This is a genomic window from Streptomyces sp. NPDC058741 (assembly GCF_042746715.1).
GTDB lineage: Bacteria > Actinomycetota > Actinomycetes > Streptomycetales > Streptomycetaceae > Streptomyces.
On record NZ_JBHYQH010000003.1, the window covers coordinates 135,130 to 151,636 of the forward strand.

Annotated in this window: 8 protein-coding genes; 5 read left to right on the forward strand and 3 right to left on the reverse strand. The window is 74.7% G+C overall.

From position 1 onward, the window contains the following. Positions 1-429 precede the first annotated feature (429 nt). The 4 genes from ACFW6P_RS03440 (at position 430) to ACFW6P_RS03455 (ending at position 8,144) form a co-directional block, all read left to right on the forward strand. On the forward strand, positions 430-4,638 hold the full coding sequence (locus tag ACFW6P_RS03440) for a hypothetical protein (RefSeq protein ID WP_386349016.1): 4,209 nt from the start codon (positions 430-432) through the stop codon (positions 4,636-4,638). 523 nt (positions 4,639-5,161) lie between these two features. Beyond that, the gene (locus tag ACFW6P_RS03445) at positions 5,162-5,485 is read left to right on the forward strand and encodes a hypothetical protein (protein ID WP_386349014.1); all 324 of its coding nucleotides are present in this window, start codon (positions 5,162-5,164) and stop codon (positions 5,483-5,485) included. Positions 5,486-5,778: 293 nt separating this feature from the next. Beyond that, positions 5,779-6,339, forward strand: coding sequence for a SigE family RNA polymerase sigma factor (locus ACFW6P_RS03450; protein ID WP_386349013.1), 561 nt, complete (start codon positions 5,779-5,781; stop codon positions 6,337-6,339). 125 nt (positions 6,340-6,464) lie between these two features. Further along, positions 6,465-8,144 carry a long-chain fatty acid--CoA ligase gene (locus ACFW6P_RS03455; protein WP_386349010.1) on the forward strand — a complete coding sequence of 560 codons (1,680 nt, stop codon included), beginning with the start codon at positions 6,465-6,467 and terminating at the stop codon, positions 8,142-8,144. Positions 8,145-8,552: 408 nt separating this feature from the next. Here ACFW6P_RS03455 and ACFW6P_RS03460 read toward each other — a convergent pair whose 3' ends face one another. After that, the gene (locus ACFW6P_RS03460) at positions 8,553-9,758 is read right to left on the reverse strand and encodes an MFS transporter (protein ID WP_386422817.1); all 1,206 of its coding nucleotides are present in this window, start codon (positions 9,756-9,758) and stop codon (positions 8,553-8,555) included. A gap of 129 nt (positions 9,759-9,887) precedes the next feature. Between ACFW6P_RS03460 and ACFW6P_RS03465 the strand changes: the two genes are divergently transcribed. Continuing rightward, on the forward strand, positions 9,888-10,466 hold the full coding sequence (locus tag ACFW6P_RS03465; protein WP_386422819.1) for a TetR family transcriptional regulator: 579 nt from the start codon (positions 9,888-9,890) through the stop codon (positions 10,464-10,466). Between the two features lie 18 nt (positions 10,467-10,484). Here the strand turns inward: ACFW6P_RS03465 and ACFW6P_RS03470 are convergent, their stop codons facing one another. Continuing rightward, positions 10,485-15,560: a PAS domain-containing protein gene (locus tag ACFW6P_RS03470; RefSeq protein WP_386422821.1), complete on the reverse strand. Its 5,076-nt coding sequence runs from the start codon at positions 15,558-15,560 to the stop codon at positions 10,485-10,487. A gap of 319 nt (positions 15,561-15,879) precedes the next feature. Continuing rightward, positions 15,880-16,395 (reverse strand): SSI family serine proteinase inhibitor, encoded by a 516-nt coding sequence (locus tag ACFW6P_RS03475; RefSeq protein WP_386348998.1) that lies wholly within the window; start codon positions 16,393-16,395, stop codon positions 15,880-15,882. Between the last annotated feature and the right edge of the window lie 112 nt (positions 16,396-16,507).

Genomic DNA, 16,507 nt, shown 5'->3' on the forward strand with positions numbered 1-16,507 from the left:
TCGGCGTGGTGGGCCGTGGACGTCAGGTGGTGCACCCGTTGACTGCCCAGCGCGTCATCGGCTGAACCGGACCCGCCGGCCGGCGGCGTGCGGTCGGAACGGCAAGTCGGCGGGGCGGGAAGAAACGGCCGACAAGTACCGGGTGGTATCGGGGCGCGGGGGCGGAGCGCACGGCCCGCCGGGAGGGTCACCACATCGTCCGGCACCGGTCCCTCCCCTCGTGGGGACCGGTGCCGGACGGTGGAGCCGTGGTCGTCCGACGCGGATGGAGCTGACCGGGTGGGTGTGTTGCTGGGGCCGGATCCTGCCATTTCCGGCCGTGGACGAGGAGGTTCCGGGGGTGCGCGGACGGTATTGCCGCAGGTCAGCGATATAGAGTGAGTTTTCCGGTCCGGACGCCCGGATGGCGCGAGCAGGGAGGGGGAGACCTTGGGCTCCGACTCGGGGGCACGCACCGCCTTCGCGGAACGCCTCGCACTGCTGTACAAGGAAGCCGGCAACCCTCCCCTCAAACGTGTGTCCGAATCGGTCGTCCGGCTCCAGCGCGCCGACGAACGCGGCCGGCCCGTGCGGGTGTCCGCACAGCGGATCAGCGACTGGCGCCGGGCCCGCAACGTACCCGCCCAGTTCGCCGCGCTCTCGGCCGTGCTGCTCGTGCTCATCCCCGAGGCGCGCCGCGCGCGGCCCTCGCCGGTGTCCCCGGGGCTGTACGACCTCGGGCAGTGGCAGCGGCTGTGGGAGGCCGCGGTGGCCGACCCGGTCGGCGAGCGTTCCGCCGCGTCCGACGCGCCCGCGTGGGAGGACCGGCCCGACGCCGAGGCGCCGCCCGCGCCCGGTGGGGTGTGCCCGTACCGGGGGCTGGCCTCCTACCGCCGGGAGGACGCCCGGTGGTTCTTCGGGCGGGAGCGGAGCACGGACTCGCTCGTGGCCCAGCTGGGAGCCGTGGCGGACACGGGCGGCCTGGTCATGCTGGTGGGCGCGTCGGGCGCCGGGAAGTCCTCCCTGCTGAACGCCGGGCTGGTGCCCGCGCTGCGGGCCGGGGCGCTGGACGGTGAGCGCAGCGGCGGCCCCGGCCATGAGGAGCAGAGCCGTGCTCCGGACGGCCGGGACGGCCCCGGCTCCGACCGGACCCCGGCGGGGGACGGCCGTGCCGCCGCGGACCGAGGTGACGGGGGCGGCCCGGCGCGCGAGGTCGTGCAGCTCGTCCCGGGCGGCGACCCGCTGGCGGAACTGGCCCGGAGCGTCCCCGAGCTGGCGCCCCTCCTCGCCGCCGCGTCGACGGGGTCCGAGGTCTCCGCATTCCCCGACGGTCCTTCCGAGGCCTTCGAGCCGTCCAGGGCCTCCGGCGCGTCCCTCCCGGGCCCCACCCCCGCCGGAACCGACCGCCCCGCCGCCTTCCGGGAAGCGGTCCGGGCCGCCGTCACCGCCTGGGCACGGCGAACCGCTCCTTCCGGCGCCCGGCCCGTCGTCATCGTCGACCAGTTCGAGGAGACCTTCACCCTCTGCCCGGACGAGGAGGACCGCCGCACCTTCGTCCGGGCCCTGCACGCCGCCTGCACACCGCCCGCCCCCGGCGCCCCGCCCCCGGCCGTCGTGGTGCTGGGCATAAGGGCCGACTTCTACGACCAGTGCCTGCGCTACCCCGAACTGGCCGACGCCCTCCAGCACCGGCACATGGTGCTCGGACCGCTCACCACCGCCGAGCTGCGCGAGGCGGTGACCGGGCCCGCCAAGGCCGTCGGGCTGGAGCTGGAACCGGGCCTGGCGGAGCTGATCGTCCGGGAGGTCAGCGCGGACCGGCCGCGCGGGGCGCACAACGCGGGCGTGCTGCCGCTGCTGTCGCACGCCCTGCTCGCCACCTGGCAGCGCAGGAAGGCGGGCCGGCTGACGCTGGCCGGCTACCGCGCGGCCGGCGGCATCCAGGGCGCGGTGGCGGCGACCGCCGAACGGGCCTGGTCCGGCCTCGACCCGGCGGCCCGCACGGCGGCCCGGCTGCTCCTGCTCCGCCTCGTCCGGCTCGGCGAGGACACCCAGGCCACGCGCCGCCGCGGCACCCGGCGTCAGCTGGCCCAGGAGTCGGCCGACCCGGGCAAGACCGAGGAGTCCCTGGAGGCCCTGGTGCGCGCCCGGCTGGTCACGCTCGACGCGGAGACCGTGGAGATCACCCACGAGGCGCTGCTGCACGCCTGGCCTCGGCTGCGCGAGTGGATCGACGGGGACCGACAGGGCAATCTGCTGCGCCAGCGCCTGGAGGAGGACGGCCGGGCCTGGGAGGAGTCGGGCCGCGACACGTCGCTGCTCTACCGGGGCTCCCGTCTGGAACAGGCCCACGGCTGGGCGAGGTCGGCCGGGAACACGTTCCTGACGCGCAGCGCGGTGGAGTTCCTGGCCGCCTCGGTCCGGCTGCGCCGGCGGTTCCTGTGGATCAGCCGGGGCGCGGTGGCGACGCTGGTCGTACTGGCGGTGCTGGCCGTCGGGGCGGCGGTCATCGCATGGAAGCAGCGCGACGAGGCCGTGTTCGAGCAGGTGCTGGCGCAGGCCGACCGCGTCCAGGACACCGACCCGTCGCTGTCCGCGCAGCTCGACCTGGTCGCCCACCGGCTCCGGCCGGACGACGAGGGCGCCACCAGCCGCCTGATCTCCGTGGTGAACGCCCCGCTGGCCACCCCGCTCACCGGCCACACGGGCGCCGTCTACCTCACGACGTTCAGCCCGGACGGCAGGACCCTGGCCACCGCCAGCTACGACCGGACCGTACGCCTGTGGAACGTCACCGACCCGCAGCGTCCCGAGCCCCTGGGCAAGCCGCTCACCGGCCACACGAGCTGGGTGAGCAGCGCGGTCTTCAGCCCCGACGGGCGGACCCTGGCCAGTGCCTCCGACGACGGAACGATCCGGCTGTGGGACGCGACCCGGCCGGACCGCCCCCGGTCGCTCGGCAAGCCCCTGACCGGCCACGAGGGCACGATCTACCTGATCGCCTTCAGCCCGGACGGCCGCACGCTGGCCTCCGTGGGCGACGACCGCACCGTCCGGTTGTGGAACGTGGCCGACCCGCGCCGGCCGCGTGCCCTCGGCGAACCCCTGACCGGGCACACGGAGGCCGTGCGCTCCGTGGCGTTCAGCCCGGACGGCCGGACCCTCGCGTCCGGCGGCGACGACGGCACGATCCTGCTGTGGGACGTCGGCCGGCCCGGGCGTCCCGAACGGGTCGGCCCGGCGCTGACCGGGCACGGCGCCGTCGTGCACTCCGTGGCCTTCAGCCCCGACGGCAGGACCCTCGCCAGCGGCGGCGAGGACAACACCGTCCGGCTGTGGAACACGACCGATCCCCGGCGCCCGGCCCAGATCGGGGCGCCGCTGACCGGCCACACCGGCCCGATCTGGTCCGTGGCGTTCAGCCCCGGCGGGACCATGCTCGCCGCCGCCAGCGCCGACAGCACCGCGAGTCTGTGGAAGGTCAGCGATCCGGCCTACCCGTCGCAGGTCGGCGCGCCCCTCGCGGGCAGCAGCGGTGAGATGTACGCGCTCGGCTTCAGCCCCGACGGGCGCACCCTGGCCACCGGCACGGGCGACAACAGGGTGCGCCTGTGGGCGACGCCGACCTCGGACATGACCGGCCGGACCGGTGCGTTCCGCCCCGACGGGCGGGTGCTGGCGACGGCCGGGCGGGACGGCCGGATCCGGCTGTGGGACGTCCGGGAACCCGCCCGTCCCGTGCGGATCGGCGAGCCGTTCCGGCCGGGCGAGGGCGGCGTGCGGTCGCTGGAGTTCGCGCCGGACGGACGCACCCTCGCGGTGGTGACCGGCGACCGCGCCGTGCAGCTGTGGGACCTCACCGACCCGCGGCGGCCCGTCCCGCACGGCTCGTCCGTCCCCCTGCGCATCCGGTACGCCGACCCGCTGGCGTTCAGCCCGGACGGGCGGGTCCTGGCCACCGCCGACGACGACCGCACCGTCCAGCTGTGGGACATCGCCGACCGCTCCCGGCCCCGCCGGCTGGGCACGCCCCTCACCGGGCACAAGGGCTACGTCAACTCCCTCGTCTTCAGCCCCGACGGGCGCACCCTCGCCAGCGGCAGCGCGGACGGCACGATCCGGCTGTGGGACGCGGCCGATCCCGGCCGGCCCACCCTGATCGGCAAGCCGCTGCGGGGCCATCTGGGGGCGGTCAACTGCCTCGCCTTCCGCCCCGACGGCCGCACCCTGGCCAGCGCCGGCGACGACAACTCCGTCCGCCTCTGGGACGTCGCCGACCCCGCGAAGGCTTCCCAGCGGGCCCGGCTGACCGGCCACACCGAAGCGGTCGTGTCCCTGACCTTCAGCCGGGACGGCCGCACCCTGGCGAGCGGCGGCAACGACAGCACGGTCCGGCTGTGGAACGTCTCCGACCCCTCGCACGCCACCGCGATCGGCGCGTCCATGAGCCACAGCGCCAGGACCGGCGACTTCCTCGCCTTCGGCCCCGGCAGCCACATGCTCGGCGTTTCCAGCGGCGCCGACACCATCCGGATCTGGGACCTGGACGTCGAACAGGCCGTGCGGCGGATCTGCGCGTCGACCCGGGGCGTGCTGACGCCGGACACCTGGCGCGCGTACCTTCCGCGCCTCTCCTACGACCCGCCGTGCGGCCCCTGAACGGACCCGCCCGCGCGCGGAGGCCCGCCCTTCGCCGACGTCTGGTGATACGAGTCACAACACCTGTTTCGTGACAGTCAGTCGGCTCGGACACGGCAAGCGCTTGTTACCCTTGGCCATAGCCCGACCGCTGGTGCATCCCCCGTCGCCAGCGGTCGGGCCTTTTCCCAGCAGCGGTCGGCGAAAAAGGGAAGAGGGAGCGACCGCGACGCGCCGGGCGGAGCGGTGTGCCCGAAAAGTGCCGGAACGCTTCACCCCGTGCGGCGTCCGGGGCCGAACAGCACCTTCCGTAGCGTCCGGGACGGAAGTGACGTGAAGGGGTTTATCGGCGTCTCCTCACGCCTGCGTGCGAAGAGCGGCTTCCGATGTGGTTCACCGGGATCCGCTGGGCAACTCTGGAGGCGCGACGTCGAGCACCACACCAGGGCGGCCGGCCGACTTCCCTGGTCGCAGCGGCACTTCGCGCACTCAAGGCCATGAGCCGGTGCGGCAAGGGTTTTCGAAGTCCTGGAGGGACAGCACCATGGCAAGCATCCGTACCGCCCGCGTCATCGCCGCCGTCTCCGCCCTTCCGCTCGCAGCCGCCCTCTTCACCGGTGTCGCGACGGCGGACACCGGCGCCTTCGCGGACAACGGATCCATCGCGGCCGCCGCGGGGGCCGAACAGGACAGCCTCGCCAGCGGCGTCGGCGGTGACAACTTCGGCAACACGGCGACCACCCAGCAGCAGGCCATCGGCGAGGGTGCCACGAGCCAGAGCAACACCGCCCAGATCAACGGCTCGGCGTTCACGGCCGTCAACCAGGGCAACTCCGACACCGCCATCGGCTTCTCCCCGCTGTGGTGAGCTGAGCCGGCCGGTGCACCGGCACCGGCCCGCCGTGCGTGGGGTGTGCTCCGTGGGGTGGCAAGCGTCTGGGCGGCGGTGCTCCGGTACCGCCGCGCAGACGTCTCTCCGCGTCCGCGTGCGGCCGCGGCGGGTGCGCTGGAGGCGTCCCTCAGGGGTGAACCCGCAGTCGTCCGGCCGCCGCGCTCCACCTCCAGGAGGTGCAGGCAGCCCCACCCGTACAACCTGAGGGGGACGCCGCTTCGGGACCTGCGGCCGATCCGCGGGCGTGGGCCCGCTCATAGCGTTGAGCCATGACCTCACCCGTCTGCACCACCGCTTCGAAGGCGGCCGCACCAGCGGCGCAGACCCTTCCGTACCCGTCGTTCTCCTCGTACGTCAGGGCCCGCCGGCCGGTGCTGCTGCGGACCGCCCGCTCGCTCACCGGCAACCCGTGCGATGCCGAGGACCTGCTGCAGACCGCCCTCACCAAGACGTACATCGCCTGGGAGCGCATCGAGGACCACCGCGCCCTCGACGGCTACGTCCGCCGGGCGCTGCTCAACACCCGGACCTCGCAGTGGCGCAAGCGCAGGGTCGACGAGTTCGCCTGCGACGAGCTGCCCGAGCCGGACCCGCTGCCGGGCGCCGACGACCCGGCCGAGCGGCAGGCCCTGCACGACGCGATGTGGCGGGCGATCATGCGGCTGCCGGCCCGGCAGCGGGCGATGGTGGTCCTGCGGTACTACGAGGACCTCAGCGAGGCGCAGACGGCCGAGGTGCTCGGGGTCTCGGTGGGCACGGTGAAATCGGCCGTCTCCCGCGCGCTCGGCAAGCTCCGCGAAGACGCTGAGCTGGGAATTGTCCGGCAGTGAGCGGTTGTGTCGTGCCCCGGTGAACGGTCGCCTCTTCCGACGTGAATTGATCGATCGTCCGGTCCTAGTGACATACCGAGCGGTATGTGAGCAGAATCAGCGCAACCCTTACTACCGCGTAGGCAATGCCGCCCCGGGAGGACGCCGTGCTGAGCACCATGCAGGACGTACCGCTGCTGATCTCGAGGATCCTGACCCACGGGTCCACGATCCACGGGACATCCCAGGTGACCACCTGGACCGGTGAGGACGAACCGCACCGCCGCTCGTTCGCCGAGATCGGCGCCCGCGCGGCCCAGCTCGCCCACGCGCTCCACGACGACCTGGACGTCGCCGCCGACGAGCGCGTCGCGACCCTGGCGTGGAACAACGCGGAGCACGTCGAGGCCTACTTCGCGATCCCGTCCATGGGCGCGGTCCTGCATACCCTGAACCTGCGCCTGCCGCCGGAGCAGCTGGCCTGGATCGTCAACCACGCCGCCGACCGCGTGATCATCGCCAACGGCTCCCTGCTCCCCCTGCTCGCCCCTCTGCTGCCGCACCTGAAGACGGTCGAGCACGTCGTCGTCACCGGGCCCGGCGACCGCTCCCTGCTCGCTGACGCGACCGCCCGGGTGCACGAGTACGAGGACCTGATCGCCTCCAAGCCGACCTCGTACGACTGGCCCGAGCTGGACGAGCGCCAGGCCGCCGCCATGTGCTACACCTCCGGCACCACCGGAGACCCCAAGGGCGTGGTCTACAGCCACCGTTCGATCTACCTGCACTCCATGCAGGTCAACATGGCCCAGTCGATGGGGCTGACCGACGAGGACACCTCCCTCGTGGTGGTGCCGCAGTTCCACGTCAACGCCTGGGGCCTGCCGCACGCCACGTTCATGACCGGCGTGAACATGCTGATGCCGGATCGTTTCCTCCAGCCGGCGCCGCTCGCCGCGATGATCGAGAGCGAGAAGCCGACCCACGCCGCCGCCGTCCCCACCATCTGGCAGGGCCTGCTCGCCGAGCTGACCGCGCACCCCCGAGACGTCTCCTCCCTCGGTCAGGTCACGATCGGCGGCGCGGCCTGCCCGCCCTCGCTGATGCAGGCCTTCGACGAGCTGGGCATGCGCGTCTGCCACGCCTGGGGCATGACGGAGACGTCCCCGCTCGGCACCATCGCCCGTCCCCCGGCCGCCGTGATCGGCACGGAGGAGGAGTTCTCCTACCGCATCACCCAGGGCCGCTTCCCGGCCGGTGTCGAGGGCCGCCTGACCGGCCCCGACGGCGAACGCCTCCCCTGGGACGGCCGGTCCGCGGGCGAGCTGGAGGTGCGCGGCCCCTGGATCGCGGGCGCCTACTACAACGGCCCCGACGGCGAACCCCTGCGCCCCGCCGACAAGTTCAGCGAGGACGGCTGGCTCAAGACGGGTGACGTCGGGACGATCTCCCCCGACGGCTTCCTCACCCTCACCGACCGCGCCAAGGACGTCATCAAGTCCGGCGGCGAGTGGATCTCCTCGGTGGAGCTGGAGAACGCCCTGATGTCCCACCCGGAGGTCGCCGAGGCGGCGGTCGTCGCCGTCCCCGACGAGAAGTGGGGCGAACGCCCCCTCGCCACGGTCGTCCTCAAGGAGGGCTCCACCGCCACCTTCGAGACGCTGCGCGCCTTCCTCGCCGACGAGGGCCACATCGCCAAGTGGCAGCTCCCGGAGCGCTGGTCGATCGTCGAGGCGGTCCCGAAGACCAGCGTCGGCAAGTTCGACAAGAAGGTGCTGCGCCGCCGGTACGCCGAAGGAGAGCTGGATGTCACCTCCCTCGGCTGACGGCCTGACCGGCTGACTGGCTGACGGGCGGAACGGTCCTGACGGGCTGGCGGGCTGGCGGGCTGACGGGCGGAACGGCTGACTGGCTGACGTGGCGGAAAGGTCCTGACGGGCTGACGGGCTGACGGGCTGACGGGCTGACGGGCTGACGGGCTGACGGGCTGACGGGCGGAACGGCCTGACCGGCTGACTGGCTGACGTGGCGGAACGGTCCTGACGGGCTGACGGGCGGAACGGCCTGACCGGCTGACGGTGACCGCCTGACCGCCTGACCGGCTAACCGGCTAACCGGCTAACCGGCTAACCGGCCGACCGAACCGCACGGAGCCCCCGGCCACAACCGGGGGCTCCTGTCCTGCGGGCAGGACGTGCGGGCCGGGGGGCGGGGAACGGGGCGGGCCATCGCGCTCACCGCCGCGACCAGGTCGTCCCCCACCCCAGCACCAGCCACACCCCGGCCACACCACACACCCCGCCCCACCCGAAGTGGCTGTAGGCGGCGCCCGCGAGGGCCGAGGCGGTCGCGCCGCCCGCGAAACCGGCGACCACATAAGCCGTGTTGGCGGTGGCGGGTGTGGCGGTGGCCGTCAGCGCGAGGGTCTGGTTGGCCACGTGGGAGGCGACCAGCGCCGCGTGGATCAGGATCGCGGCGGCGCACAGCGCCCACAGCACCTGCCCGCCCAGCCCGAACAGCGGCACCGACACGGCGGCGAGCAGATACGCGGAGTGCACCACCCGCGCCGCCCCGAACCGGTCCACCAGCCCGCCGGCCAGCGGGGCCACCGCACTCGCCGTCAGCCCGAACAACCCGAACAACCCGGCGGTCGCGGTGGAGAGCCCGTACGCCGGCCCGGTCAGCAGCAGGGCCAGCGAGGTCCACAGCGCGCTCCACGCACCGAACATCCCGGCCTGCCGCACACACGCCCGCCACAGCTCCGCCGAGCCCCGCAGCACCGAGGGCAGTGCGGCAAGGCCCGAGAACAGCGCGCCGTTCCCCCGCCGGCGCGACGGCAGCACGGCCGCGGTCGCGAGGCCCAGGGCGAGGGTGAGCACGGCCGCACCCGCGAACACCCAGCGCCAGCCGAAGGCCTCCCCGGCGAGCCCGCCCAGGACCCGGGCCCCGACGATCCCCGTGAACAGCCCGGCGATGACGGCCGCGACATGACGGGCCCGCCGGTCGGCGGGAGCGCGTTCGGCGACCAGCGGCACCAGCAGCTGGGGGACGACGGTCGCCGCCGAGGCGACGAACACGGCGACCGCGAGGGCCCCGGCACCGGGCGCGGCCGCACCGGCGACCAGCGCGACCGCGGTGACGAGGGTCAGGGAGGCGACCAGCCGGCGCCGGCTCACGCTGTCGCCGAGCGGGGCGAAGAACAGCAGGCCGACGGCGTAACCGAGCTGGGCGACCGAGGCGATCCAGGCGACCGCCGAGGGGGCCGAGCCGAAGTCGCGGGCCATGAGCGTCAGCAGCGGTGCGGCGAGGTAGATGTTGGCGGCGGTGACCGCGCTGCACACCGCGAGCAGGGAGAGGAAGAGACCGGGGGCGGGTGTACGGGGCCGCGGCGCGGGAGCCGTGCCCCGGGAGGAGGCCGAGGCCGTGGTCGCTGAGGACATGGAGGAGGACTCCTTGGAGTCGGCTCTAGTAACTAACTGGTTGGTTGGATAGCGGGCCAACAGTCTGGGCCGCCCGCTCATTCCCTGTCAACCAAACAGTTGGTTACCCGGCGCGCTACCCTCTTCCCCATGGCAGCAAGGCACCCCGAGGCCACCAGGGCCCGCATCTTCGAGGCGGCGGTCGCCGAGTTCGCCCGGCACGGCATCGCCGGGGCCCGCATCGACCGCATCGCCTCCGAGGCGAAGGCCAACAAGCAGCTGATCTACGCCTACTTCGGCAACAAGGCGGAGCTGTTCGCGATCGTCCTCGAGAAGAAGATGCTGCACCTCGCCGAGGCCGTACCCGTCGACCCGGACGACATCGAGGGCTGGGTCGACCGCCTCATGGACTACCACGCCGCCCACCCGGAGCTGCTGCGCCTGCTCTTCTGGGAGGGCCTGGAGTACGGCAGCACGGAACTGCCTCACGAGTCCGACCGTCAGGAGCATTACGCCCGCAAGGTCGCCGCCCTGCGGGACGGCCAGGCCCGGGGCGTCGTCACCGACGCCATCCCGGCGGGCGATCTGCTCTTCCTGCTGACCGCCCTGGCCAACTGGACCGCCGTCGTCCCGCAGATGCGGCGCATCCTCGCCGGCGAGACGGACCCCGACCGCGACCGCCTGCGCGCCTCGGTCAAGGAGGCCGCCCGGCGGCTCACGACGCGGTAGGGCGCGGGCACCCGCAGGTCAGTTGGTCCCGATCCGGCTGAGCAGTTCCACGATCCGGGACTGCACCTCGTTGCTCGTCGACCGCTCGGCGAGGAAGAGGACCGTCTCCCCGGACGCCAGCCGCGGCAGGTCGGCCTGGTCGACGGCGGCGGTGTAGACGACGAGCGGCGTGCGGTTGAGCTGCCCGTTCGCCCGCAGCCAGTCCACGATCCCGGCCTTCCGCCGATGCACCTGCAGCAGGTCCATCACGACCAGGTTCGGCCGGAACTGCCCGGCCAGCGTCACCGCGTCCGTGTCGCTCGCCGCCCGCGCGACCTGCATCCCGCGCCGCTCCAGCGTCGCCGTCAGCGCCAGCGCGATCTCCGCGTGCTCCTCGACGAGCAGGACGCGCGGCGGATGCTGCTCGGTGTCGCGCGGCGCCAGCGCCTTCAGCAGCACGGCCGGATCAGCGCCGTACGCCGCGTCCCGCGAGGCCTGCCCGAGCCCGGCCGTGACCAGGACCGGCACCTCGGCGGCCACGGCGGCCTGCCGCAGCGACTGCAGTGCCGTCCGGGTGATCGGTCCGGTCAGCGGGTCGACGAACAGCGCGGCCGGGAAGGCGGCGATCTGCGCGTCGACCTCCTCGCGCGAGTTCACGATCACCGGCCGGTAGCCGCGGTCGCTCAGCGCCCGCTGTGTGCTGACGTCCGGCGCCGGCCACACCAGCAGCCGCCTCGGGTTGTCCAGCGGCTCCGGCGGAAGTTCGTCGTCCATCGGCTGCGGCCGCGGCGGGTCGGCCACCTCGACGGCACCGCCCGGCCCGTCCAGCGGCTCGGGCCCCTCGGCGGCGTTCTCGTCCGGCGCGCCTATGGCGTACGACCGCCCGCCGCCCTCGGTCGCGGGCGCGAGCCGCGACTGCCCCGCGAGGGACGGCTGCGCCGGGACGGGCGCGGGCGCCGGGGCCTGGGCGGGGACCTGCGGGGCCGGCGGCGCGGCCTGCGCCGGGCGGGCCGCCTGCTCGGGCCGGGGAGCGGCTTCGCTCCACGCGCCCGGGTCCGTGCGCGTGGCGGGGTCGGGCGGCGTACCGAGCTTGCGGCGGCGGCCCGAGCCGCCCGGCTGATGCGGGGGAGGCGTCGCCGACAGCGGGACGGACGGCTGCTGGACCTGGGCGGCCTGCCGGTTGAACGGCACGCCCTGCCCCAGCGTCCGGACGCTGATCGCCCGGCCCTGCGTGGAGTTCGGGTCGACGGGCCCCGCGGCCTCGGCGGGCAACGGCTGAGCCGCCCGCGAGGTCCCCTCCGGGGGCAACGGCGTGCCAGGGGCCGGGGTGGCGCCGGGCTGCGCCGCCGGGTGCGCGACGGCCCCCGCGCCGGAGGTGGTGTCGGCGGCGGGCCAGTTCTGCGGGACGGGGGTGCCCCGACCGTCGGTCTCCTGCGCCGGGGCCACCTGCGCCTGCTGCCCCGTAACCGCCTCGGCGGGGAGCGGCTGCCCTGCGGAGGTGTGCTGCCCCGCCCCGGGGACGACACCCTGCGGCGGCAGGGGCTGCGCGGCCTGCGCCTGCACCGGGGCCTGCAGCACCTGCCCGGGAAGAGCACCCTGCACACTCTGCCCGAGCCCACCCTGAGCAGGCAGCGACACCCCCGCAGCAGGGAGCACCCCATCTGGAGGCGGAACGGCGGTGCTTTGCGGTGGGACAGGGGTGCCCTGCGGGGGTACGGCGGTGCTTTGCGGTGGGACAGGGGTGCCCTGCGGCGGTACGGCTGCGCCTGGAGGAACCGGGGTGCCCTGCGGCGCTACGGCCGTACCTTGCGCAGGTGCGGCGGTGCCCTGCGGGGGAACAGCGACGCCCTGCGGAGGTACGGCTGCACCCTGCGGTGCCGGTGTGCCCTGCGGCGGTGCGCCCGGAGCCGGCGCGACCTGGTCGGCAAAGCCCTGACCAACTGCACTCTGCCCGGGGACTGCCTGCCCGGCAGGACCCTGCCCAGGCATTGCCTGCGCCGGACCGGCCTGGCCCGGCGGGAGCTGCCCGGTGGCGTCCTGGGGCCGCGCGGTCATCCCCCGCTCGGCACCGACAGGCACGGCACCGGGCGGCACGGCACCCGCCACCGCCTGGCCAGCCTGCTGGGGGCTACCACCCGGTACCGGAGCCGGCTGACCGACCCCGGGCACGGGCGAACCGGGAACCGCGGAGGCACCGGGCGCTCCGGACACAGCCCCCTGCGCCCCGGCCGCTTCCGCTTCCGCTGGCTGCGGCGCGGCCACGGCGCGCCTCCGGCGTCCGGTCGGCGCACTCGTCGGATGCGGCTGCGCAGGAGTGTGATCGGCGGACTGGTCGTGGGGCACGGCATCGTGCCCGCCCTCGTCGACCGCCCCGTCACCGGAACTCGCGGGCACCGCAGACCCGGCCGCCTCAGCCACACCAGCACCGGCACCAGGCACACCCGCGGCACCAGCAGCGCCGACGGGACCAGGCACACCCGCGGAACCGGCACCAGGCACACCCGCGGCACCAGGCACACCCGCGGCACCAGCAGCGCCGACGGGACCAGGCACACCCGCGGCAGCGGCACCAGGCACACCCGCGGCACCAGCAACGCCGACGGCACCTGCGGAGCCGGGAGCCGCCACAGCTCCTTGCCCCGCTTGCCCCGCCTGCTCTGCCTGTCCCACCTGGCCCGCCTGCGCCGTCTGATCGGCCTCCGCAGGCGGCAGCGCGAAGACCGGACGCGGTCCCGCCGCCTCCTGCGCGGCCGCGGCCCGCTCGTTCGCGGCGGCCAGGGCCCGCCGCCGGCGCCCGGTCGGCTGAGGGGCCTGGCCCGGGGCGGCCACCGCCTCACCCGAGCCGCCGGTGCCCTCGCCGGACGACGGCGCGGGCAGCGCGGGCGGCAGCGCATGCTGCTCACCGGGCTCGCGCCGGGCCTGCCGCCCGGAAGGCGCGGGCACACCCTGCGGCGGAACGGTCCCGCCCAGCCCCGTGTTGGAGGCGGCGGCCCCGGCCGCGTGCTCGGCGGCCGTGACCACGGCTCCTTCGGACACCCCCTGGACGGCACTCCCGAGCGCTCCCACGGGCGCTGTGCCTGCCGCGCCCGCCGGGCCTGCTGTGCCGGCCGGGCCTGCTGTGCCGGCCGGGCCTGCCGCGCCCGCAGCGGCGTCCTCGGCCGGACGACCGCGCCGCCGCCCGGTACCGCCGGACCCGCCCTGCTCACCGGAGGCCTGCGCCGGCAGAGCGGCCGATTCCCCGGCGGCCCGCCGCCTGCGCCGCCCGGTGGGCGCCGCACCCTCGGCAACGGCACCGGAAGGACCGGCTCCCTCGCCCTCGTCGCCCGTCACCTCGCTGTCCAGGAACGCGTCGGTGGAGGCCCGGCGCGCCCGGCGCCGCCCCCCACCGGACGTCTGCTCGTCGGGCACGGCGACGGCAGCGCCCTCGTCCACGGGCTGCGCGGCGACCGCCCCGGCCCCGCCCCCGATGGGCACCTCCAGGACGTAAGCACTCCCGCTCATCCCGGGCACTTCGTGCGTCTGCAGCACACCGCCGTGCGCCCGGACGATCCCGCGCACGATCGGCTCGTGGACTGTGTCGCCACCCGCGTAGGGCCCGCGCACCTCGATACGGACGCCCTCGCCGCGCTGCGCCGCCGCCACGACGACGGTGTTGTCCATGTAACCGCCCGCCGACACGGGCGTGTTGCCGGTCGCGTCGACGCCCGCGACGTCCGCGACGAGATGGGCGAGGGCGGTCGCCAGCAGCCGGGGATCGACCTCGGCCTCGATGGGCGGCGCGTGCACGGCGAACTGCACCCGCCCCGGTCCGATGAGCTCCACGGCCCCGTCGACCCCGGCGGCGACGACGGCGTCCAGCATCACCTTCGTACGGGAGACGCTCTCGCCGCCCGCGTCGAGCCGCTGGTAGCCGAGGACGTTGTCGATGAGGGTCGTGATGCGCGAGTAGCCGGCCGACAGGTGGTGCAGCACCTGGTTGGCCTCGGGCCACAGCTGGCCGGCGTCGTCGGCGGCGAGGGCGGCCAGCTCGCGGCGGAGCTCCTCCAGGGGCCCGCGCAGGGACCGTCCGAGCAGGGTCAGCAGCTGGTCGTGCCGGGCGGCGAGCGCCTCGAAGCGGTCCTTCTCCCGCTCCCCGAGCGCGGCGTACCGCTCCTCGTTCGCGGCGAGCTCCTCGGCGTGCCGCTCGCGCAGCTCCTCCAGTTCGGTGACGTGCTGCTGGCGCAGGGCGGTCAGCTCGGAGGCCTGCTCCTCGGAGAGCCGCTCCAGCTCCTCGGCGTGGGCTTTGTCGGCCGCCTCCTTCTCCTCGACGACGGCGTCGTACGGACGCCGGTCGGTGAAGGTCATGACGGCACCGACGAGCTGGTCGCCGTCCCGCACGGGCGCGGTCGTCAGGTCGACCGGCACCTTCCCGCCGTCCTTGGCGTACAGCACCTGCCCGCGCACCCGGTGCTTGCGCCCGGAGCGCAGGGTGTCGGCGAGTGGGGACTCGTCGTACGGGAAGGGCGAGCCGTCGGCGCGCGAGTGCAGCACGAGCGTGTGCAGCTCGCGGCCGCCGAGGTCGCTGGCGCGGTGGCCCAGTATCTGGGCGGCGGCCGGGTTGACCAGGACGATCCGCCCGTCCGTGTCGGTCCCGACGACGCCCTCGGACGCGGCCCGCAGGATCATCTCGGTCTGCCGCTGCGACCGCGCGAGTTCGGCCTCGGTGTCGACGGTCCCGGACAGGTCGCGCACGACGAGCATGAGCAGCTCGTCGCCGGTGTAGCCGTAACCGTCGTACGCCTGCTGCCCGTTCTCGAGGTTCGCGCTGGTGACCTCGACGGGGAACTCCGTGCCGTCGGTCCGGCGCGCGACCATCCGGGTCGGCTTGGTCCGGGCACGCGGGTCGAGGTGCTCGGGGCGGCGCATGGAGCCGGGGATGAGCTTGGAGTCGAACTGCGGCAGCAGGTCGAGCAGCCCGCGGCCCACCAGAGCGGTCCCCGGGGTCTCGAAGGCCTCCAGGGCGATGGTGTTGGCGTTGACGACCGTCCCGTTGGCGTTGACCAGCACCAAGGCGTCCGGGAGGGCGTCCAGTATGGCTGCGAGGCGAGCAGCGCCTCGGGATGGCCTGCTGCTCACGAGACGCTTCCTCCCTAGTCACCGCACCTTGCCGACCGCTCCGGCCATCTTGCCAACCGGCCCGCGGCGTGTCACGCGAGGGAGTCTAAGGGCTGAGGTTGCGCCCGCGACGCCGGATGAGAGCGAGGTCGCACGAGGAAGTGACCCCGAACTGACGACCGGGTAACCCGTGAAACGCCCGCCCTCCTGCGACGACGTCGCGGGACCTCCGCGGGTCTTTTACGAAGGAGGCGTTTCTGTACCTTTCGGCCGGGTCGGCGGAATGAGGACGGACCGTGGCGCAAAGGGACGCCCGGACCACCCCCCGGGGGCCCTCCTCTCAGGCGCCTCCCCCGGCGTTCATGTCGGGCAGGAGCGGCACGAGGCGGTCCCAGCGGGCGATCTGGCAGCCGTCGCGGCGGTCGTAGGTCGCGTCGACGTGACGGCCGGACCAGGTGCCGGTGACGTGCGCGGTGGCCGGGCCGCCGTACTGCATGGTGCAGAAGCCGCCTTCGGGCGCGGGGGCGAAGAGGTCCTTGCCCCATCGCGTGTCCCGCTCCAGCGCGGCGCACGCTCCGCGCGGGTCGGGGTGGCTGCCGCTCTCGGGTGCGCAGTACAGCTCGAAGGTCCCGTCGGCGCGGCCGGCGTTCTCGACGGTGACGGTGAGGTGGTTTCGGTCGGGGTCCCGGCCGTCGCCGATCCGGGCCGGCGAGGGCAGTCCGGCGCCGCCGGCCTGGGCGTGGGCGGCGGGGGTGACGCCGGCCAGGGACCCGACGGCGGCGAAGGAGGCGGCGGCACCGACGAGGAGGCGCCGCAGGGCGGGGCGGGCGGTGGCCCGTGGAGTGGCACGCAACATGCCCTGACTAACGCCTGCGGCTCCCGGACGTTGCGCGCGCCCGCTCACACCCCCCTGCCGGACCACGCAGGCACCGGACAAGGCCTTTGCCCTGCGCCCTTCCCGCCTAGTA

Bases quoted from the DNA above. Each gene is read 5' to 3' on its own strand.
- ACFW6P_RS03445 (WP_386349014.1), top strand. From the start codon at position 5,162: ATGGCAAGCATCCGTACCGCCCGCGTCATCGCCGCCGTCTCCGCCCTT.
- ACFW6P_RS03450 (WP_386349013.1), top strand. From the start codon at position 5,779: ATGACCTCACCCGTCTGCACCACCGCTTCGAAGGCGGCCGCACCAGCG.
- ACFW6P_RS03455 (WP_386349010.1), top strand. From the start codon at position 6,465: ATGCCGCCCCGGGAGGACGCCGTGCTGAGCACCATGCAGGACGTACCG.
- ACFW6P_RS03460 (WP_386422817.1), bottom strand. From the start codon at position 9,758: ATGTCCTCAGCGACCACGGCCTCGGCCTCCTCCCGGGGCACGGCTCCC.
- ACFW6P_RS03465 (WP_386422819.1), top strand. From the start codon at position 9,888: ATGGCAGCAAGGCACCCCGAGGCCACCAGGGCCCGCATCTTCGAGGCG.
- ACFW6P_RS03475 (WP_386348998.1), bottom strand. From the start codon at position 16,395: ATGTTGCGTGCCACTCCACGGGCCACCGCCCGCCCCGCCCTGCGGCGC.